We start from the raw sequence: 22125 nt of genomic DNA, 5'->3' as shown, positions 1-22125 counted from the left end.
TTACCGGCCAAAGTACTCGATTAGTTGAAACATATGGGTGGGTTTTTTTATGTCTTTTTCTCTGTTTTAGGCTGGCCTGAACACAAAAAGCCCCCTAAAACGCATACTTTACCCATAGGTAATGTAAGGTCGCTTTAGGGGGCTTCCCTGCATATTAGATTATTGGATATTATACCATGTTAACTATTCAAAGGAATACCCCTTATCTAAAACAACCGTCCATTTCGTTCTAACCAAAACTGGGAGCTAGTATGGAAGTTCTTCTCTATATCTAATTAACCACTTAGAAAAATAACTTTTAATTTTACTTTTTTCAAAGTCATCTTCTAGCAATGGTGGGTGACTATGACTCTTGCGGTATTCAGATATATCATCCATTTTCTTAAATAAAGTGCGTTCCATTTCAATCTTAATTTCTTCTATTTCTTCTTTTGTTTGAACTTTACTCTTATTTATTACATTTATGAAATGATCATATAATTCTTCAAGATCACGAATATCTCTTTCGGTTTTCTCTTTAAGACGATTATCTGCATTTCCAATAGCAAGCTGTAGTAAAGATTCTTCAAAGTCTAATTCGTAATGAGATTCCGCATAATTGTTTTCAATCGCGCTTACAATATATCCAGGCAAATTCTCAAGACCTTTTTCCTCCATACGAATTACATATCTTAAATTCTCTTCAATATATTTAGGAGGGTACTTTTTAATTAGCTCTACGGCTTTATCTCTTCGTATTCCCTTAGTAATTAGTAAGTTTAAAATACTTTGAATGTCATAAGTAATGGCTTCATTAATTAAAGTCGTTTTAACATTCTTTGGATTCTTATAAATATAGAAAATAAATGATTTGATAGATCTGCCAACTTTTTTATGTACCTTATACTCAAACTTTATATCAGTTTTTTCTCCAATTTCCTTTTTTGCACGATCTAATACGACTGCTCTAAAATTAGACATTGTTTTGTATTTGCCGTCTTCAATTGCTAATTTTTCTCTTAGCTCTGCAACTTCAAAGATACGGCTGCCAAAGCGTTCACGTTCTTTTAATAATTCGTAAATTCGCCAGGAGAATTCCGACTTCAATTTTAAGACATTATAAAGCTGGTATTTTGTATATGACTTAAGATCGATTAGGAATTGAGCAAGATCTTCTGATAACTTAATAGTTATCTGGCCATCATCGTAGGTGGCACGTTGGACCCAATAAATATCATCCGTTACAACCTTATTATTTTCTTTAGTTCTATTAATAGTTAAAGGTTTACTGTTCAAACCATGAACTGTTTCTCTAATCCGCTCGTAGAAACCGGATTCAGAAATACCGAATAAAGAGGCTAATTCCTTTGTTTGCAGAACATAGGTTTTAAAATCTCTATCTTCTGGTTGAACTAGTGAAACCAATACATACAAAAGTCGTCTTTCATTTATTGAAAGGTTTTGTCTAGTATTTACAAGAGCATTAGATTGGTTAACCCAATAGTATGGCTTTAAGTCTGCATCCACTAAGTCTTCATCAAATGAAAGTTGTTCGATTGTAGACATGGCATTCCCTCCTTATTAAAGGCTTCTGCTACCAATATAGTACAAAAATAGATAAGAATCTACACCAAAATACAGCTTAAATCTAGGATCGACAATATGAATATATTTTCGGTGTATATAATCATTGTCTTTTAAATAATATAACTATAAATTCGGTGTATATATTTTCCTCTATCTTAATACTGAATATTTATATAACTATAAATTCGGTGTTAACCTATATTCTTAGACAGTCATATAGCTAGATTTTCGGTGTAAAAAATTTTTTTAGTATTTTTAGGATCTCGGAGATAATCATCATAAAAAAGTATCATATCATAGAACTATCAGATTGATTACCGTTTTTATAGTTATATAGAATAAATAACTGAAATGAGGGGAAAATAGAGGTAATAAATAGATAAGATAATTAGACGTCTACTCAAATCTAACATAAACTGAACACCGAAATTATAGTTATAATTGTTTCCACTTTTCATATAACTATAATTTCGGTAATACTTTTATTGGATTAAAACTAAAGGTTTAAAGCTTCCTCCTAATAACTATAAAAACGGTAAGGAATTTTCACTACCGGGTTTATAGTTATAAGTCCTAATCTTTCCCTTCTATATAACTATAAAACCGGTGTAAAAGTTTCCTTGCGATTATACCTCTATAGCTAGGTTTTCGGTGTAACATACCTTACGAGTTAAGGATAGGTCCGATTTTATAAAATATTATCCACCGGTTTTATAGTTATATGATAGTGTTTTTCATATTCCAATAATAGTTGCAGTATAAGGAGACAACCTATAGTCTCTATGGATTTGATATAGAGTTACCGTTTTTATAGTTATATTTGTCCTCTGTTATTAAATATAACTATAAATTCGATGGAGAATCCCTTAATAACTACTTATTCAATGCTAAGAACATTTAGGTATTTATTTAATCATAAAAAAATATAATGCCAGGTACTTCTCACTACCGTTCTTATAGTTATATCTAATCTTGTTTTACACATAATAAAGCTATAAAAACGGTGAAGTTAATTTTCTGTTTACCGTTTTTATAGCTTTAATAACAATCTAAATTTAATTTTACTACTAAATTCATAACTAGCTGCATAAGTATAATTAAGTACATAAAGTAGACACCGAATTTATAGTTTTATTAAGCTTTTTCTAAAAGTCTACATCGTTTTTATAGTGTTATTACCCTCTTTTTATAGTTAGATTACATCTTTTATATAGTTATCAATTACCGATTATATAGTGATAACCACTGTTTTTATAGCTTTATAGCACTGTTTATATAGTTATAATCTTTAAAATAACTAGAGTTGATAAGTCTTCAAAAATCGTATAAACAAGTAAACAGTATTTAAAACATATAAAACAATATATAAACAATTAAAAACATAAAAAGGATAAGTTATATATTTTAAATAACTCATCCCTTTTTTTATTTCAAAATTACTAGTTTAAATTACTTGCATAGTGACTATTAACAACATACTCATCAAAATCTACTCCATCAACATTTACTTCAACTAAGTAATCTCCTTCTTCATCCTTTCCATATAATTCTATTTCTACATAAGCTCCAATTAATATTTCATCAAATACATCCCAAAATTCTTTAGTATTATAAATATTCTGGAGTTTCCCAGTAATCATTTTATCTTCATTTGTTTTAATTAATAATGTATAGCCATCAATAGTTAAAACTTTCCCTGAGACCACTTTTTCTGGTATATCCTTCGAATAAAACAAAACAATAATACTTGGAATTAATAAAAGAACTACACCTGAAATTAAAATTTTATTTAATAACTTAGTCATGTTTACCAATGAAATTTAACCTCTCCATAAAGAGTATGTACTTAAGTACTCAATCTCAATATCTTAATTGATTTTCTAAAATAAAGTGGAACTATAAAAATATGTCTATAAACTTCATACAAAACCCATTTTTCGTGATTATTTCTTAATGGATACTTCACGTTTGTCCTTTATTTAAAAATAATAGTTTTTGAACCAATATCATGATGACGAACTTATTCTGCATATAACACATATAATCTAATCTCATATGTAGCCTTTTTCTTTTAAGCTCACATATCTTCCAGGACCTCCTATTATCACATGATCTAACAGCTCAACTCCCACTATTTTTCCTGCCTCTGATAATCTTCTAGTAACTTCTATATCTTCTCTCGACGCGGTCGGATCATTAGACGGATGGTTATGAGAAACCACAATACTTGCAGCACTCACCCTAACTGCTTCACGCATGACTTCTCGTGGATGAACTATAGCTGAATTCAAACTACCTTTAAAAATATTTTTTCTATATATTACTTGATTCTTAGTATTTAAATAAGCTACATCAAAATGCTCTTGATCTAAATTTTGAAGATCAGAAAACAAATCTGCAGCATCTTTTGGACTCCGAATTATGTAGAATTCCTTGGTACAATGTTTTTTAGCCAAAGTTACAAGACCAAACGCTGATACAATGCGAGAAGCACTTGTTTCTCCTATACCAGGGAATTTCTTTAATTCTTCAATACTCATAGTTGATAAATGTTTAGTACCTAATGCTGCAAGTTTACCTGTTAGAGTTGGCTCAGCTTTAGGTCCAATAAGAACAGCTAAGATGTTCTGTAAACTAGTACAATCATTACCGTAAAAAGACATTTCCTCTTTAGCAATTGCATAATGTTTTTTCATTTAAAATTCCACCCTTTTTTCTGAAGTTTTTGTTTAATAAAAAAAACAAAGCACTAAAATGCTTTGCCTTACCACCCAATAAGAGATATGTTTATTATTCAACTAATCCAAAGAATTCAAGAAACATCGTTTTAAGCCTAGATACCTTAGAAATATAAATTGAATAATCACTACCGATATAGTAAATATCCTCACCTTTAAATCTCCAATAGACTTTTTCACCTGTTTTAGTTTCAATAGACTTAATAAGAGTTAATACCTCACTTAATGCATAAGATCGATTTCCATTCTTACAACGAAAATATCTTTTTGATCCATCCTTAAAATTGAGTTCCACTGATAAGCGGTACGGATTTACTAAAGATAAATTTCTTTCTCCAAGCCTTCTGCAATCCTCAATTACATCACTTTTGTTAAACAAACTTGCTAATGTCTCACCCATTAAGAAAACATCCTTTCTGAAGATAAAAAATTTTATGAAACGCAAAAAAGCGCCCTTCAGGAAGACTCATAGACACACGTAATGTGTGTTTAGATTCATCCCAAAGGACGCGTAAATTTACATTTCATAAGATAAGCCCGCTAACCATAGAATGGTTGCAAAAAAAGAAAAAGTAAAAAACTATAAATTCATCTTAACATAATTAAATATTTTAGTGAATAAAATAAGTTCTTTAAATTTCCCTAATACTAAGATAACAAATCTTTATCAATTTCAAATAAGTTATCTTTGTAATTATGTTGAATAGTAGTAAATTGCTCCAAGGTTAGCTCGTAAACTTCACGAAGTGTACCCTTTTCTTTTAATTGATGGAAAAGGATTGAATATGTACCAAAATTAACTTCTCTAGAATCTGTTAAGCATATTTCTTCTTCAGTCTTTAAAATAGCATTGTCTACGATGGTTACTTTTTTAGTTAGTGAGAGCAACTCAATGTACTTTAGTTCATCTAAAGGAAAAGTGATTTTTTCTAAATAATAAGTAGTAGGATTATGTGAAATTTCTAGAAAATCATTTTGATTTAATAAACTATCTCGGAACATATAGACAACTCCCCTAAATAATAGAATTCATTTATAAATAAAACATATGCAACAGATTTGTTCAAATATTAGTTATATTTAATTAATCCAATCATAATATGCATATCTTGAGAAGATTGTAGAATTCTAGAATGTTTTTTTCAATAAAAAAAGCCCTATTATTATAAAAAGGACGGTTGCACTAATAGCTCAAGATTATTAAAGTGCCCATATATAAATAATCCTTCATAGCTTTCCTATATTATAAATTTTAATATTAATCAAAGTCTAATAACGTACTAATTTTTACATTAAGTGCAATTGAAATTAGATAAATGTTCTCTAGAGAGATGTTTTGCTTACCTCTTTCAACGCTACTAATATATGTTCGATGTAGACTTCAGTTAATTCCCCCAATTCTACTTGAGATATATTTCTGATCATTCGATAACGTCTTACATTTAACCCGAACTTTTCTATAAGTTCTGTTTTTTTACTTTTGATATTGTCCATTATACAATTTTCCCTCTTAAAATTCTATATATGATAAAGTACACATCACTAAAAAATGGCAAAAAAGAGAGTTTTAACAATTATACTAGGCATAATATACCACTAAAAGTAATTTTATGCCAGTTGTTTTTGTTTGATTTACTTATCCTGCAATTTGATATATTTATTAACAGTTTGGTTTATTAAAATAAAGTAATTTAACATGTATATTTAATTTATCCTAACAAAAATAAAAAGATCAGACTAGCAAAGTAAGCTAATACTGACCGTTATAAGTTATTGTAATTTTACATACCTTACAGAATGGTACAGTATAATATCACTGTGTAATTTTCAATTCTTTACCAATTCAGTGTAATGATTTTGAAAAATTCATCAATTGTCCGACTAGCGCAACTTAAGATCAATAATACAAAATTTCCTTAGATATTAACTCCAATTTCCAGTGAATTTACATTTGATAAAGTGCTAGAATTAACATGAGGTGTTTTTTAAAATGTTTATATCACCAATGTTATTGCACAGATCAGATCATCCATTTGATGATGATTCATATATTACTGAGCTTAAAGTTGATGGAATAAGGCTCATTTGGACAAAGTTTGATGATAAAGTACGCTTATATACACGGCATAACAATGAAGTTACTACAATATATCCTGAGATAACTAACTTAGATCTACCAAACGGAACTGTCTTAGATGGAGAAATTGTTGTATCTAATGAACTAGGTAAACCTGATTTTGAAGCTACAATGGAACGTTTTAGATCCAAGAAAGCTCCTTATGAAGTTCAATATTGTGTTTTTGATGTTATTCAATATAATAGTGAGAAAGTTACCCACTTACCACTCCTTAAACGTAAGGAATTGCTTCAAAAGGTTGTCCCCTCTCATCCTCTTATTAATGTTGTTCAGTGGTTATCTGGTAATGCGATCGCTTACTTTGATCTCATTAAGCAAAACGAACTTGAAGGTATAGTTCAAAAGAAAGCTGACAGCCCTTATGAGATAAATAAACGATCATACAGCTGGCTCAAAGTCATTAATTATCAATATGATGATGTCTATATTACTGGTTTACGCAAAGATGAATTCGGAGTTTTGTTATCATTTCTCGATGGTAAACCAGCCGGCTTAATGGAATTCATGCCACCAAACGATCGCAAAAAGCTGTATTCTACGAATAAGGTTCAATCAGAGAATGACAATTATAAATTTATTAAACCTGTTCAATGCCGTGTTAAATATAGAAATTTAACTAAGCAAGGAAAATTACGTATACCTTCATTTGTGGAGTGGTTATAACTCCACTTTTTTATATCTTTCTCCATTAACCTTCTCCTTTTTGTAAAATCTATGTGAATATTTACCTATAAGACTTTTATATTTTTACAAATCTATCCATAATTGAATTAGATAACTTATACAGGAGGGTATCTAATTGGGTGAGACATTTGAAGAAAAAAAACTTGATCCAGAATGGGCAAAATTGATATTGTATGCAGGTATATCCCCAGATAAAATTAGAGAGTTTTTCGAGAGTAATACTGGGCCTGAATAAGGTCTTTTTTAAACCATTTATAATTGGGTTTGAGAAGTGAATTGTTGTTTGTTTCTGTTCTGAAATAAGCAATAAAACGAGTAATATTTGTAAGTAATAACTATAGACCTCTGAAAGCCAATCGGGTTGCTGTTATTTTCTTATTTGTTATTGACTGTTATCTAATTGATAGCAGTCCTTTTTGATTAGACATTATCCTTATAATTAAAAAGAAATTAACCAGGTTCTATTTGGATAATTTCACATACTATATTCAGAAATATTCTAAGGTGAGCTAACGATGGGTTATTTGGTCTAATTATTTAGACCATTTTTTTCTTTCGTTCGTTATATACGCGAAAAGCGAATTAGTTTCAGCTCATATTACAGCAAATAATAAGATACGTTAGTAAAACAAGTTTTGTTTCAAATTAAGATCACTTTAAACGTTTTAGATGTCTATGGCTTGGCTTATCAATTCTCAAATTTCTGCTTTGTATTTCTGCGAAAACAGTTTTTATATTATCCTTTCCTAAATTTAATTCGACAGCAGTTTGATATATTTTCATTAGTTTCTCATTTGTTACATACATCCAAGGATCGAACATTATTTAACCACCTTTTTCACTGCTTTTTTCGAAAGATGCTCTTCTTTAATATATCTATCATTGAACTTTATGCATTATGGTGTTAGGCTTTACTTGTATAGTATATTGTTCCTATATAAAGGAGACTAATTACTCATGGTAAGTGAATCAGATTTTTTACTTTTCCTTAGAGAACTTGATCGCTTAATTATTGAATTAAATAATTGTAGTGATACTCAAGTTTCTTACTCCATTTACCAGGACATACAATTATTACGCGATGCATTAGTTTTGACTGCTACCGAATAGTGGTCTTTTTTATGTTAGTAAAATCTCACTTCCTTCTGTTTTTAAGTGAACTGTTCAGCAAACATAATAATTTAAAATGCTATAATAGAAATGGTTGGTAGTTTATAGCTTCTGGCTTTTTTTATTTGTCCTTTGATCTATTGTTTATTAAACAATTTCTTTCCTTTGCAATTTCCATCAATTACGTAATAAAAAGTTACTCTAAGATCTTGTACTTTACATAAAAATACGCAAATATTATTAAGCATTTGCGCTTGATTGTGGAAAGAGGAATGCTCAAAGTTCTTGGGACTTACTCACCTACCATACCGTCATTATCAACATCGTGCATATATGGGTATAACCAGATCACTCGTTAATGGCATACTGAAACCTGCTGCTTTTGCTTCTTTAATCGTCACTTGTCCATTACCATCTGTATCCATTCGACTTATTAGAACTAGTTGACTTATTTGAGTTAGTTGATTTACTTACAGTTAAGCCTAGAGATTTATACATCTCATCAGGGTTGCCGTTATCAAACTCATCTGTAAGTGTACTTTATAATGAGAAGGAATCTGCGTTTCTGTATTAGAATATGTGATAATTGCTTCAAAATTAGTAGTCCCACCAGCTTTACGAATGGCATCTTCCATATATGCTTGATCACCATGTCGGTTAAGCGTACTTTCTTGTGGAGTAATATTGTAAGCATTGGATACCCCTCCGAGAGAATCTGCAATGGTATGTCCTTCATCTAAATCTGCTCTTTCTACACCAGGAATTTTTGTTTCATCATTGTAGTATCTGCCAGACGATGTTACAGGTTCGTTATCGTCATCTTGTAGAACGATTTCGTCAGCAATGACACGGACCAGTTGCCCATGTTCATTCGTGATGGCCAATATTACATGTTAAATAAGGGGGTTCTTGTGAATATGGACAATTTCCATTAATACGGGTGTGACAAGTTTCGTTATCAGGTGTTTTATGATAAATGATTTACAACAAAAATAAGCGGCATTGTTCACCATTACAGATAAACAAGGTCGCTTACAGTTTTTTTACAATCATTTTTATTTACCCTTTCGTTACTTTATTAATCTAATGTTTTACCAATTTATCTTTAGACTGTTCTGTAGCATTATCTTTAACTTGATGGATCAAATATGTAACATAAGAGTTTAGTTCAAATCGATCTCTATTAACAAAATCAGAAAACGTTAATTTGCTTTGTTTAGGCACTATTTATCCCCCCTTGTTTAAATACTTTATCTAAATAATTACCAATCTATTATACTTTTATACATAAAATAAAAAAAAACGGAACACACTAAATCTACTCCTGGTATCAGCCCCATCAACGCCAGATACTATGACAGCCACTCACGCCATCCAATCTATTATACATATATTGAAAAAGTTTTCTTGTTTAAGGATTATTAGATAACAAGTTTCTACAAAAAAAGAATTGATGTAAAGTGACAATAAAGCGATTAAATCTATATGTTACTCCACCATAGCGCTCTATTGCTGAAGATTGTTATTCAACTAACGTTACTATTTTATGGAATAAGGACTTTCAATCAAAACTAGATATTAAGTTTGTATTTATATAAGATTGTGAAACCATGCATTTTAATTAAGGAAGCAGATTAGATTCCATGACGGTGTAAACCAGTTCATACCTTAAATAGAGACCACCCTCAGTATAAATTCTTGTTTACTCAGATTATTGAGTTATTTAGCTATACAGAATTCTTTACATCGTTAGTAAAAGGATTCGAGCGCATAACAAATATGAACCATACGGCAAATCCAAAATATATGAATGTCAAAATAACGAATATGAAGTTAAACTGCTCCGTCAACTGGCGGATTAGAGCAAAAAAGACAACGATGAAATGAATCAGATTTCCCAATACGACAGGTCTGTTATAGATACCACCGATCCGAGCAGAACGTGTGAACCAGTTTAACATAGCAAACCCTAAATATAGTCCTCCAATGATTTGCATTAGAACCTTAGTTATTGGTAAAGGATCTATCCCTAAAATGTTTGAAATTTCTTCGGGAAGAAAGGTTCCTGCTAACCCTAAAACCCCATCACAACTGCACTACTACTCAAAAGCCAATTTGTTTTCATTTATTCCCTCTTTTCATATAATCTTGTAATTTATATAGAAAAAAACGATGAAATCTTTTATCCGAATGAAATTCAAGTGCTTCCACCATACAAGAATGAATAACATCTGATAGTGTTTCCTTAATTGGATTTAACCTGTCATTTACCCCATAAATCTTAATTTGTCCATTCTCATTTCACCATTCTCTTCTTAACTAAACTCAGCTAACAATAATCACTATTCTATTAAGAAATTGAATATTCCTTCTTTAAGAATTCTGCTTCGTTTAAGTGTAACTCTTCACAATATTAATTTCATTCTAATTGGGTGTTTTTGCCCATCCCCCCGAAAAGGTGGATTAAGGTATCTTCCGAAAAACAAATCCCCGTTAAATAGAGAAAGGGCGCTTCCTTTATGCAAGAAAAGCGCTCTATTGTTGAAGATTACTCCTTCAATATTTCCTTGAATTACGAACAAACCACATACTTATTTCCTTTAATGCAAAACATAAAATAAACGTAAAAAGGAGAATAATTATGTTCCCAAATTATAAAGGAAAACTTTTAACAATTATGTGGATGGGTGTTGGCTCTGCATTACTATCTAGTATATTTAGTGCTATCCTTATAAAAATTGCTCTTGATACAAACAAACGAATCAAAAATAACTCTACCAGCTAGGTTTGTCCTAGCTTTTTCTATGTCGGTATTTCCATCTAATGTTCATTTCCCTTGAACTCCGACATAAATCGTAAGTTGATTTTTATACAATGTATTGGTATTTAAATGTTATCTCTCCACATACCTTTATATGGGAGGTCTAGTTACATTTGCCCTTTTAGCTTTTAACGATGAATCACATGTCTTTCACAATATAATTTGTTCGTTTGCAGGTCTTTTAATTTTAAGTTTGAGTCACAGATTTTTAAAATAAAAAGTGGAAAAACAAAACCTTAGACTAATGATGCAGTTATAAAAATCAATTTAATTTCAAGAACTGCTTATGTCGCTTTTTCCATCAATTCTATATTTTTCAAATCAGAAAAAGCACTTTTCATTGTTCCAGAAAAGCGCTTCTATTGCTGAAGATAATAAAAAATGATTCTTTTTAATTTCATTCTCTTATCTCCATTACTACCGTATCAAATAAGTTACCATCTACATAAACCATAAAGGCCCATTCTCCAGCTTCACTAACCATAACATTTGATGGAGTATGTGAATCAGCTCCATTGTTAGGACCTGCAAAACTTTTCGTTGCGGAATCCATAGGAATATAACACAATCAAAATAACTTTTAAAGTTATCACCCCAACCACACACTGCACCAGAAAGAATCCAGTCTTCATTTTGTGATAAATCATTTTCAAGCATCTTTCTTCTTTCAGGTACTTCTCTTTGTTTAGTGAATTTAGTTGTCCAAAAATAATCATCGGTATCAAGATGTCTATAAGGTAAAACTTTTGATAATGAAGAACCTAATGTCGAAGTTCCTGACCCCGAAGCCCCCATTATGTGAATTTTACTTTTCATTACTTCTCCACCTCAAGTTACTTTTAGTATCATAAAATTATTCGTTTTCAGCATCGTTAAGAATAAAGGATAACTTTTTTTGTGAAGTCACCCTTTTACTATTATTGATTTAAAGCATCCTCCCAAGCATAGTAGAAGTCTCTAACTGTTGAGTATCTTTTATTGCGATCTTCTTTGACTGATCTTAGTGCTACTTCATATAGAGCTTGATTTGCATCCCATTTTGAAAAAGAGCGATCCATTTCACCACCAAGTAATCCAAATGCTATTGCACCCAGATTAAAGACATTTGTAATAGAATCAATCGGAGAGCCAAGATCATATTCTTCTGGAGATTTTGAACGATTTGATCCCCAAAAATTCTTGCCTATATCATTAATAGAAGGCGCCTTTCGATAAAAATCAATATCGCATATTTTTGTTTCTCCATTTTTGAAATCATATAGGATACTTCCATCATAGAAATCTACCGCAACATAATTTTTCGATTCTACATAAGTATGAAAAGAAAAGATAGTATCTAAAGCTTTTAAGCGTTTTTCCAATTCTAATTTCTTAAATCGATAAAAAGGTGATTTGTGATTTGTATATTTTGCTACACCACCGTACGACCAATGTGAATGCAAACATTCCCCTTCAAACCATTGAAAAACTACTGCAAAACCATTATCGGTAGAAAAGAAATCGATTAATTTTATTAGGTGTGGATGTTCTAACGATTGATAAACAGGTACAGCTTTTTTTAAACGTTCAATAGCATCTTGTGGATTTCCACTAAAATCAATAGGTTTTGCACCAGCATATTTAACAAAATACTTTTGCCCATCCTTTTCAACACCGAAACTTATATTTCCTGAATCTTGTTGGTCAAATACACAAAAAACATGTCCCAACTGTTTTAACCAATCAAAATTATGCTCTTCTTGTAGTTGAAAATCTACTTTATTAAGTGACAATGTAATTGGATTTGTTTGTTGAACATTTTTCAAAATATGATCCTCCTATTGTAAGGAATCACGTAGTTTATAGGGCTTGATACGCTTCCCTTAAATTAATTGAACCCCATTTGTAGTTATCATCATTTTCATAAAACAACGCCACCTTTCGAAATTCCTAAAGAAAATTATACCATTTTATTACAAAACCTAAGCAAATTATTTTAAACTTCATTGTTAGACTAAAATTCCTTATTAAGTATAATCCTTCACACACTTGTTATGGTATATTCTGATCTTCTCCAATCAGGCCTGATTGTTAAATAAATCTATGTTTTTTGTATCTACATTATTTTCCATGGTTGATCTACAGATAAAACGATAAATAATTACTTTACTTTCTTGCTTTAATGATGAAATAACTTTACTATTCAATCGAGTAGGAGGGGGTGACTAACCCCCGACCTCTCACACCACCGTACGTACCGTTCGGTATACGGCGGTTTCAATTAAGTCGAACGTAATATTTGATACCTTGTAAACAAACTTTTGAGCCCTTGATTTAACCAGTAGTGGTTATCAAGGGCTCTATCTAGTATTGGGCTTTTGGCGATACGCCAATAACCCAGCCTAGTATTTGCCCATTCCCATGCCTTATTAGGCTTAATACCTAACTTCTTTAAGTTTCTATGTTTAGTTTTAACTTTCTTCCATTCTTTCCATCGAATCATCCTAAGTCTTCTCCGAATCCATCCGTCTAACTTAGCTAGAACCGAGGGGGTATCAGCTAATTGATAATATCCTAGCCAGCCTACCAAGTAGCGGTTTAGCTTTTCTATCCTATCTTTCATGCTGATAGACCATTTTCTCGAAGTGATTTCTCTTATTCTCTGTTTAAAACGTTGAATACTCTGTTTAGCGATTCGGACTTTTGGTTCCTTTCGATGAAAGGTGAAAGTGAAACCTAGAAACTTACGTTTCCATGGTCGGTCTACTGCACTTTTCTCATGGTTTACTTTTAGTTTGAGTTTTCTCTCAATGAAAGTTGTGATACTTTCCATGATTCTCTCTCCTGCTCTTCTTGAACGAACATAGATATTACAATCATCTGCATAACGAACGAACCGCAATCCTCTTTTCTCGAGTTCTTTATCGAGTTCATCTAAAACGATGTTTGACAAGAGAGGGCTTAGTGGCCCACCTTGAGGGGTGCCTTCCGTGTTAGGACTGACAAGTCCTTTTTCCATTACACCTGACTGTAGGTATCTTCGTATTAATTGGAGCACTTTTGGGTCTTTAATGCGGTGGTTTAATATTCTCATAAGTCGGTCATGATTCACTTTGTCAAAGAATTTCTCTAAGTCGATATCCACAACCCATCTATACCCTTCTTTGATATAGCGTTTTGCTTGTCGGACTGCATCATGACCACGCTTATTGGGTCTAAAACCGTAACTTTGTCTAGAGAACGAGGGATCCAACTCCTTATTGAGTACTTGCGCAATAGCCTGTTGGATGAAACGATCTATCACTGTCGGAATTCCTAGCTTCCTTACTCCTCCGTTCGCTTTCGGGATTTCGACTCGACGGACGGGTTGGGGAAGATAGGTACCCTTTATCAGTTCGGTTCTTAAAGTACTCCAGTGTTCCATGAGATGAGACCGTAGGGTTTGTACGCTCATCCCATCTACCCCATGACTTCCTTTATTTCGTTCCACTCTCTCGAGTGCACTTGTAACGTTCTGATATGATAAGATTTGTTCCATCATAGATTTCAAACTCCTACGTGAATCAGCCATTCTTCTTGTGTGGGGTTGCTTTCAGCCCTTCTAATGTCCCCCGTGGATTCACCACTTCCTCCATTAGGAAGGATAATGTTTCTGCTTCATCAAGCAACACGTACGCCAAGTGCTGATTCTTCTTAATTGATTCAGTCCTTCCCAACGGTTCTAGATACCACTAGTACTATGACTTCTGCTGACTTCTGACTGTTCAGCTATTTATCGCTAAATAGGTTACCGAGTGTGCTCGGCTTTCCAGTCAGACCTCCCTGGGTAAGAATGCAATCTTTCCCTCCACCTATCTGCTTCATTTACTTGATATCGCCTTCGGCAGAATGGACTTTGTTTTGTTTTGCAAACTCATCCAACGATACCCTAGCCTCATATGAAGTTTGTGTTCCTCAGACCGGAGGTTTGCCGCTCGCTTCCTTCAGATTCCACGTCACCATGGACACCCTTGCGTTAAGCTAACTGCTACTTCTGCCTTCACAGTTCGGGACTCTCACCCTATAGATTGCACCCATGCCAGGCGCACAAAAAATAGAGAAACGACCAAATCGTTTCTCTAAATATCACTCAGTTAAACCTTTTTTTATGAGTTACCATTCCGAAGAAGTTGAAAATTTACACGTATTTACTATAAAACCTCTAGAATGATTTATGGAACTTTAACCTGTCAAAGATATCCCCAATAATATTTACAATCACTGTATGATTTCTTACTTGACCGTTAGAATAATGTACCTCAAACTCAAAAGTAACAGGACCCACCCTTAATTTAGTGTTAGGTTTGCTAAAGATTTCTTCTAGATAAGTTCCAGTATATACAACAGGATCAGATGTACCTGAGAGAGTAATGGTATTTGTAACAAGCTGGCCATTATCTCTGTTTCCATTAAAAGTTACGGTCACTTTTTCTACAGGAGCGGCTGAGGTTACTCCTTTTAGCACAAATGGTTCTCCTGAGTAGAAGTCATTAGGCTGATTTCCTTCATCACTATGAATAGTTTTCCATTGATCTGTATGATCTACAAAACCTTCAAGAGTTAGAGGTTTAACAGGAATTGTTGCAGATACGGAATCTTTACCTCCATAACCATCTGAAACTGTTTGATCAATTCGATAGTTTCCTACTTCTGCAGGTACAAATTGAAAGTCCTTTGTTGTATACTGACTTGTTATTCCTGAAGGACTGGTCACTTTGTAAGAATGACTAAGTGCGTCTCCATCTGGATCACTCGCAAGGCTTGACACCTTCACTGCATCCCCTTCTAAGTACTCATTCTTATCAGTTTTAAAGTTTGCTAAAGGTAATCTATTAATTACCTTTACGACTTTTGTTACCTCATCTATATCACCATATGGATCTGTTACTACCACTTTAATCTCCCAATTTCCTCTTATTGGCAAGATCTTACTTGGGTTTTTAGCAGTAGAAAATACAGTGAATGACGAATCTGTTGGAACTTTATAAGACCATTCATACGTCAAAGGATCATTGTCTGGATCTGTTGATTGGTCTGTGAAAGAAACATTAGTATCAATATAAACTGTAGTTGGACTATAATTGTATTCAGCAATTGGTGTTCTATTCAATACTTCTATTTCATCCTCATATGTTTCAACATTCCCATATTGATCACGAACTGTCTGTGTTACTCGATAATAACCAACTTGATCAGGAACGAACTGTGGATCCTTTTTGGTACTAGTAAAAGTTGTTTCATCAGGACGAATAATATCATACTCATATGTTAAAGTAGATCCAGTTTCCCCAAATGCAGTTGAAGTGATTGTTACTTGATCTCCACGATAATAAGGAGATTCATGAATAAAACCTGGGGTTAACTCTCTTTTAATAACTTCCACATAGTCTTCATATGTTGCTTTTTTCCCTAATGAATTTGTAACAGTTTGAACAATTTTATATTCACCCAGTTGGGAACCTAAAAACTCTGGATTCACAGATGTTGGAGTGAATATCGTACCATCAGGTCTTGTTATTACATATGAATGTGTAATAGCAAGGTCATCTTCATCATAAGCTACAGATGTTAATGTGATAGTTTCATCTTTGTAATAAGGAGATTGATGTGTAAATCCAGGTATAACCTTACTATCAATAATCTCAATTGACTCAACATGAATGGATTCACCATCTAAGTCGACAGCTTCAAGTTTAATGTCATAATTCCCTGGTAGCTCAAATATTTTCGTTGGATGTTCGTCGTTAGACATAAAACTGTATGAACTGTCTGGTTCATTAGATAGTTTTGAATACCAAGTGTACTGTATTTCATCATTATCTATTTCAGTAGTCTTATTTGTGAAAGTTACAATTTCACCTTCATACTTAGGAGTCGTAGCATCAAAATCTGCAGCTGGTGGTGTACCCACAACATTAATGGTAATTGCCACTGAATTTGTAGTATATTTCACTGATTTAGTGGAAATGACAGATTCACCATATAAGGAAACAGATTTTAATGTGTACGTATAAGAATTACCTTTAATAACATCTTTATCTACAAAAGAATTATTTGTTCCGTTGTAGACTAATGTTCCGTTTCTATAAAGTTGATAAGATGTTTTTGGTTCGGGTTGCCACATAACTTCCAAACCATCTTCACTTGTTTGGTAATACATGGGCTTTGATGAAAATCCACTTAAAGTCGCATCATTATTTAATGGTGAAGAATGAGTTGTCTGGTCTAATAACTTTCCTGTTGTTGACTTGTTCGTATTCCAGTATCCTACTAAACCAGTTTCATGACCTCTAATGTCCATACCCATGTACCTTTGAATTTGACTCTCTGACCTCTCATGATTCCATATACGAACACCCGTTAACTCTCCTCCGAAGATATGACCAGTACTAGAAAAGTCGCCACCAACTCTAAAGTTAGAAGATGCATAACGTTTCTTAGTGGAATCACCATCTTTCGCAACAGTGGTTAGTGTTTGCTTTACTCCATTAAAGTAAAGTGCGCTATTACTGGGGGTCGGAACGTCATTTGGGAAAACTGCAGTCACGAAAACCCATTTATTCTTCAATGCAGTATAGTCGGAACCGGTAACACCAACACAGTCACCGTTAGTATTAAATCCAAAGCAACTCAGTGAGTCACTAAAGTACAAATGGTAGGTTGTTGAAAAGCCAAATGGTACTACATTTCCAACCCCATCCCATTTCATCCAAAACTCTACTGTATTCTTCCCTAAGTTAGTTCTGTTGACGTCCACACCTTCCATCTCAGCGTATGTACCTGTTCGATCAAACGTTTGAGATTCAACTGGTGGGGAAGCAATAGCTACTAAACCTTGCTCAAACCCACTTAATGATATATTCATATCGGCATTAATCTCTTCCACAGACCTTTCGTGATTCCAAACGCGAATCTCTGAAAGTTCTCCAGGCATTTTATATTTATCGTCAAATGTCCATCCTGATACTTTCATTGTAGGAGAAACTTGTGAGTAATCGTCATGAACTGATAGGTGATCAGTAAAATTAGTTGTTAGTTCCTGTTCCGTTCCATTTATATAAAGTTTAAGTTGATTCTTTAAAGAAGTATTATTTATATTCCCATTAACAAAAACTGCAGCTACATGAACCCATTTGTTTCTCAAAGGTTCTGAAGAAATTCCTATAACATCACCTTTTCCTGTATTAAATCCGAAGAATCCTGATTTATAGTATAGATCATAACTATCAAACCCAATTGGCATAAATTGATGATCAGTCCCATCCCATTTCATCCAAAATTCTACTGTTGTCTTACTACCAGTTCCTGAAGATAAGTTAGACGTATCCATAGTGAATGAAGACTTAATATCCTCATTAAATTGATATGAATTTTTGTAAGGCTTAGGGAATTCTTCTTCAATAGTTGGGATTGCATGTAATACGAGACCTTCTTCGTTCCCTTCAACAACAGTATGGATATTATCCACTACTTGCTGCTTTGATCTTTCATGATCCCATACTCTTACTTCAGCTAATTTACCAGTGAATTTATACAAATCGTTATCTGTGTACCCTGAAAGTGTCACATTACTGTATATAATCGAATTTCTATGAATTGTAGAAGAACTAAAGAATTTACTTGTAAGTTCTTGTTCCTCACCATTAATGTAAATTTTAAATTGACTCTTAACTGAAGGATCATTTGGATCTCCATTTACAAAAACAGCGGATACATGAACCCATTTATTTTTAAGTTTGTTTGAAGGGAAACCAATAACATCCCCTGCCCCAGTATTAAAACCGAAATATCCATTTATAAAATAAAGATTCAATCTATTAAATCCAATAGGCATCGAGCTATTGCTTCCATCCCAATACATCCAAAACTCAACAGTATTTTTCTTGCCAGATCTTGAATCGGTCTTTACGTTTTTAAAACTTAATGATGTATTTTCAGTTCTATCAAATGTAAAATACCGTTCATTTGGAATACTTGCTTTAGGATTCTTCAATACATCAAAACCTGGCGAAACTGTTCTTTCTGGGTCAGCTATCATTTCAATTGTATGTGTTCCTCTTTGGAGGTTACCTAAATTCTTCGATATATATTTAGTGTTAGTTGTTGAAGTAAAGCCGTAATTTTCAATAATACGAGATTGTATTTCCTGACCGTCAACTTTAATAGCATGTTGAACATTATTCGCTGTTGCCAGACCAATATTTTTAAATTCACCAATTACTTTAACATCTTCATTAGGTCTAAAAGTTGTAGTTTTGTCTGAAGGAGTCTTATAATAAGTGAAAATTCCAGTACCTCGGATGTCAGGTGCATTTATGGTAATTGTAATAACTTCACCTTTATTATTCTGCTTACTACTTTCAGTAAATTTGTTATTAGGATCAGCGACAGCATAGATCTTATAAACACCCGGTAACAATGGTTCTGCATAAGCATTATTAGATAGATCTAGATAACTACCAAAAAATCTTGTAATCCATCTACTTTGACCTAAGTCATAACCAGCAGTAGTCATATTTGGAGTTGCTTTACCATTTATATAAACTTGATGTTCATAACCATCCTCCATTGGAGCTTCCCCGATATTTCGGAAAATAGAGCGAAACTCTATACTTTCACCATACTCATAAACATATCTTTCATTTCCGGTATCATCATAAGCCTTCGTGGTTTGTGCGGAAATATCTGGTAAGGGTTGTGGCTTAACTTTGAATGTAACAACTGGAGTAGCATTATTACCCTCATTTGTCTCATCAACTTCATGATATGGATCAGCAGTTGCATAAACTTTATACGTTCCAGCAGGTAAAGATTGATATGTTTTTACTATCCATCGTGTTTGACCGGCAGGATAAGTTCTCGTACCAGAATCTTCCTGAATAACACCATTAAGAAACTGAGCATGTTCAACTTCATAATCAACAGTTACCTCACTGTCATTCTTTATATAACCTCTAACTGTTATAGGCTCACCCTCAACAAATTCATATTTTTCGACTTCATTTTTATCGAGTACTTTTGTTGCAGTTCCCCTAAAGTCAGGTTTAGGTGGCTCTTTAACAGTAATGGTTATAGTTGGTGTCCGATTATTTGATTCATTCTTTTCACTTATCTTATTCTGATAGTCTGCAATTGCATAAACCTTATATTCACCTGGTTTTAGATTCTTATAGGTTTTTGTTATCCAACGATTTTGATTAACAGGATAATCTACTTCTGTTACATTCCCTTGGAGTATGCCATCAAAAGAATGAGTATGTGTTACATTATTAACGGCAGCATCTCCAATATTCTTCACGTATCCCGTAACAGTTACAGGTTCACCGTATTCAAATGTGTATTTTTCATTACCATCAGAATCAAAAGCTTTTGTATCATGTCCATTCAGATCAGGCTTGGTATCTATTATCCTTATCGTTATAGCTCTTGTGTTATTATCACCTTCGTTACTTTCCTTTATCTTATTATTTGGATCGCTTTTAAAGGTAAAGGTGTAAGTTCCAGGTGCTAGACTTCCATAAGCTTTATCAACAGTTTCAGTCTCATTAACAGAATAAGATTCTTTTACGTAACCTTGCCAGCTACCATCTCTCGTAGCTGTGTGCTCTACATTACTTACACTTTTCGGCCCATCATTTTTAAACGTTCCTCTGATAACAATTTTCTCATTATCCTTAAATGTGGTTTTTGATTTTCCAGAAGCATCAAGAGCTTGGATGTTTTTGGCACGGATATTCGGATAAGCTGGCTCAAATATATGGATTCCATCAGTACCATTTGTCATAATGACATTCTTATCTCCTCCCCCAACAGTGATACGTCCGAAGTTAGAACTTCTTGGCATTTTGTATGAGGATTTCCCGCCATTATACCATCCATAAGCTGTTCCATTTCTCTTGCGGCTAATAATATATCCATCCGAGCGTACAAAAAGAAATGTACCATTCGAGAGCGCTGTTGGAGCTGAAGCTATCCCTTTATTAGATCCGTAGATTTTCCAGTAAGCTCCGGTACTAGGATTAACTCTATACACATAACCATAGCCGTTCTTGCTGTGATTGAGAGTGAAAATAACTTGTCCTGTACTTTCATCTAATGCAGGCATTCGAGCGACAATTCCTTTAGTTCCGTAAGCATTGTGAACTCCGTTTTTTACACTAACAGAATTATTGCTACCATTGTAGGTTATAATCCGACCAAACACATCGATAAAGTATGCTTTATAGCCATCAGGTGAGACAGCAGCAGTTGGTACTGAATAAGTAACCTTTTTGACAGAGTAAATTCCTCTTGAATGAGGGTTAATAACAACTATTTTTCCCGGTGTGGTATTAACACCAATAACAATCCTATCACCTGAACTACCTCGACCTAAAAGTGTTGGTGAACTTGTGATTGTCCCACCTGTTTCGTAGTTCATAAATGGAAAAACCGAGGAATCAATCACATTATATCCAAAGATCTTTTGATTTCTTGAACCAATATAAACATCTCCGTTACGCCAATGTAATGGTCCACCAGCAAATACATTAGATCTTCCTGAAGCTTGGGTATATACTTCTTTAATTTTACTACCAGTGTTTTTATTTAATATGATTGTCTTAATACCAGCTGGTACTACAAGTCTATCTCCAACAACCACACTATTAGAAGCATGACCTTTAAGATTTCCAAGACTACCAGATATCCAGATTGTTTTTTCTTCACCTAAATCATAAGCTACAATTCTACCGGTTGAAGTGGAAATTATATACGCTATATCTCCAACAACTATTGGAGTACTATCGCTGTTTTTTAGATGACCACTAGGCGCAATTAAATCTGTTTTTACATAGGGAAACATATGGTCCTTGATATAGTTTGTTCTTCGTTCATTCAAGCTCTTCATTGGAAAGTCTGCAGCTTCAATAACTGGCAACATAGACGAAGTAAGCAGTATGTATATTGTAAAACTAATAAAGAACTTTCTTATTATAAATATCACCTTACTTTCATTAGACAGTTGATACACATTTTTGGTATGTATCCCTATGACAAACAAGAACCTTTTT

At 33.1% G+C, this 22125-nt stretch carries 14 protein-coding genes, 2 pseudogenes and 1 riboswitch; of the genes and pseudogenes, 2 read left to right on the top strand and 14 right to left on the bottom strand.

What is annotated here, in order from left to right; translation table 11 throughout:
• Positions 1-246: 246 nt before the first annotated feature.
• The 7 genes from AC0L8O_RS27480 to AC0L8O_RS27450 form a co-directional block, all read right to left on the bottom strand.
• A complete protein-coding gene (locus AC0L8O_RS27480; protein ID WP_251683057.1) occupies positions 247-1545 on the bottom strand; it encodes a replication initiation protein in 1299 nt (432 codons plus the stop codon).
• A 1460-nt stretch (positions 1546-3005) separates the two neighbouring features.
• A complete protein-coding gene (locus AC0L8O_RS27475; protein ID WP_251683056.1) occupies positions 3006-3380 on the bottom strand; it encodes a hypothetical protein in 375 nt (124 codons plus the stop codon).
• Between the two features lie 237 nt (positions 3381-3617).
• Positions 3618-4262: a RadC family protein gene (radC, locus tag AC0L8O_RS27470; RefSeq protein WP_251683055.1), complete on the bottom strand. Its 645-nt coding sequence runs from the start codon at positions 4260-4262 to the stop codon at positions 3618-3620.
• A gap of 94 nt (positions 4263-4356) precedes the next feature.
• Positions 4357-4704 (bottom strand): DUF6018 family natural product bioysynthesis protein, encoded by a 348-nt coding sequence (locus tag AC0L8O_RS27465; RefSeq protein ID WP_251683054.1) that lies wholly within the window; start codon positions 4702-4704, stop codon positions 4357-4359.
• A gap of 248 nt (positions 4705-4952) precedes the next feature.
• A complete protein-coding gene (locus AC0L8O_RS27460) occupies positions 4953-5306 on the bottom strand; it encodes a hypothetical protein (protein WP_251683053.1) in 354 nt (117 codons plus the stop codon).
• A 161-nt stretch (positions 5307-5467) separates the two neighbouring features.
• A riboswitch (cyclic di-GMP riboswitch) is annotated at positions 5468-5551 on the bottom strand.
• An 11-nt stretch (positions 5552-5562) separates the two neighbouring features.
• On the bottom strand, positions 5563-5637 hold the full coding sequence (locus tag AC0L8O_RS27455) for a hypothetical protein (protein ID WP_251683122.1): 75 nt from the start codon (positions 5635-5637) through the stop codon (positions 5563-5565).
• On the bottom strand, positions 5628-5798 hold the full coding sequence (locus tag AC0L8O_RS27450) for a hypothetical protein (RefSeq protein ID WP_251683052.1): 171 nt from the start codon (positions 5796-5798) through the stop codon (positions 5628-5630). Before AC0L8O_RS27450 ends, AC0L8O_RS27455 begins: the two co-directional genes overlap by 10 nt.
• 496 nt (positions 5799-6294) lie before the next feature.
• On the opposite strand from AC0L8O_RS27450, the gene AC0L8O_RS27445 reads away from it, so the two are divergent.
• Positions 6295-7104 carry an ATP-dependent DNA ligase gene (locus AC0L8O_RS27445; RefSeq protein WP_251683051.1) on the top strand — a complete coding sequence of 270 codons (810 nt, stop codon included), beginning with the start codon at positions 6295-6297 and terminating at the stop codon, positions 7102-7104.
• A gap of 672 nt (positions 7105-7776) precedes the next feature.
• Here the strand turns inward: AC0L8O_RS27445 and sda are convergent.
• The 3 genes and pseudogenes from sda to AC0L8O_RS27430 all read right to left on the bottom strand — a co-directional run bounded on the left by sda (position 7777) and on the right by AC0L8O_RS27430 (position 9459).
• Entirely contained in the window at positions 7777-7947 is a 171-nt protein-coding gene (gene sda / locus AC0L8O_RS27440) for a sporulation histidine kinase inhibitor Sda (protein WP_251683050.1), read from the bottom strand.
• 580 nt (positions 7948-8527) lie between these two features.
• Positions 8528-9116 (bottom strand): annotated as a pseudogene (locus AC0L8O_RS27435) (DNA/RNA non-specific endonuclease); the annotation flags it as partial.
• Positions 9117-9318: 202 nt separating this feature from the next.
• Positions 9319-9459, bottom strand: a complete 141-nt coding sequence (locus tag AC0L8O_RS27430) for a hypothetical protein (RefSeq protein ID WP_251683048.1) — start codon at positions 9457-9459, stop codon at positions 9319-9321.
• 1417 nt (positions 9460-10876) lie between these two features.
• On the opposite strand from AC0L8O_RS27430, the gene AC0L8O_RS27425 reads away from it, so the two are divergent.
• Positions 10877-11020, top strand: coding sequence for a hypothetical protein (locus tag AC0L8O_RS27425; protein ID WP_251683047.1), 144 nt, complete (start codon positions 10877-10879; stop codon positions 11018-11020).
• Positions 11021-11596: 576 nt separating this feature from the next.
• Here the strand turns inward: AC0L8O_RS27425 and AC0L8O_RS27420 are convergent.
• The 4 genes and pseudogenes from AC0L8O_RS27420 to AC0L8O_RS27405 all read right to left on the bottom strand — a co-directional run.
• Positions 11597-11872 (bottom strand): annotated as a pseudogene (locus AC0L8O_RS27420) (P-loop NTPase family protein); the annotation flags it as partial.
• Positions 11873-11973: 101 nt separating this feature from the next.
• Positions 11974-12861, bottom strand: a complete 888-nt coding sequence (locus AC0L8O_RS27415) for a serine/threonine-protein kinase (protein ID WP_251683046.1) — start codon at positions 12859-12861, stop codon at positions 11974-11976.
• Between the two features lie 455 nt (positions 12862-13316).
• Positions 13317-14576 carry a group II intron reverse transcriptase/maturase gene (gene ltrA, locus AC0L8O_RS27410; protein WP_368657309.1) on the bottom strand — a complete coding sequence of 420 codons (1260 nt, stop codon included), beginning with the start codon at positions 14574-14576 and terminating at the stop codon, positions 13317-13319.
• Positions 14577-15236: 660 nt separating this feature from the next.
• Positions 15237-21962 carry a LamG-like jellyroll fold domain-containing protein gene (locus AC0L8O_RS27405; RefSeq protein WP_251683045.1) on the bottom strand — a complete coding sequence of 2242 codons (6726 nt, stop codon included), beginning with the start codon at positions 21960-21962 and terminating at the stop codon, positions 15237-15239.
• Between the last annotated feature and the right edge of the window lie 163 nt (positions 21963-22125).

It is taken from the genome of Metabacillus sp. KJ11-3, assembly GCF_055808295.1.
This window is presented reverse-complemented; position numbering and strand designations above follow the sequence as displayed.

What these genes read in the sequence shown, in the direction of transcription:
- AC0L8O_RS27480 (WP_251683057.1), bottom strand. Translation starts at nt 1,545, where the DNA reads ATGTCTACAATCGAACAACTTTCATTTGATGAAGACTTAGTGGATGCA.
- radC (WP_251683055.1), bottom strand. Translation starts at nt 4,262, where the DNA reads ATGAAAAAACATTATGCAATTGCTAAAGAGGAAATGTCTTTTTACGGT.
- AC0L8O_RS27465 (WP_251683054.1), bottom strand. Translation starts at nt 4,704, where the DNA reads ATGGGTGAGACATTAGCAAGTTTGTTTAACAAAAGTGATGTAATTGAG.
- AC0L8O_RS27460 (WP_251683053.1), bottom strand. Translation starts at nt 5,306, where the DNA reads ATGTTCCGAGATAGTTTATTAAATCAAAATGATTTTCTAGAAATTTCA.
- AC0L8O_RS27450 (WP_251683052.1), bottom strand. Translation starts at nt 5,798, where the DNA reads ATGGACAATATCAAAAGTAAAAAAACAGAACTTATAGAAAAGTTCGGG.
- AC0L8O_RS27445 (WP_251683051.1), top strand. Translation starts at nt 6,295, where the DNA reads ATGTTTATATCACCAATGTTATTGCACAGATCAGATCATCCATTTGAT.
- sda (WP_251683050.1), bottom strand. Translation starts at nt 7,947, where the DNA reads ATGTTCGATCCTTGGATGTATGTAACAAATGAGAAACTAATGAAAATA.
- AC0L8O_RS27425 (WP_251683047.1), top strand. Translation starts at nt 10,877, where the DNA reads ATGTTCCCAAATTATAAAGGAAAACTTTTAACAATTATGTGGATGGGT.
- ltrA (WP_368657309.1), bottom strand. Translation starts at nt 14,576, where the DNA reads ATGATGGAACAAATCTTATCATATCAGAACGTTACAAGTGCACTCGAG.
- AC0L8O_RS27405 (WP_251683045.1), bottom strand. Translation starts at nt 21,962, where the DNA reads ATGAAGAGCTTGAATGAACGAAGAACAAACTATATCAAGGACCATATG.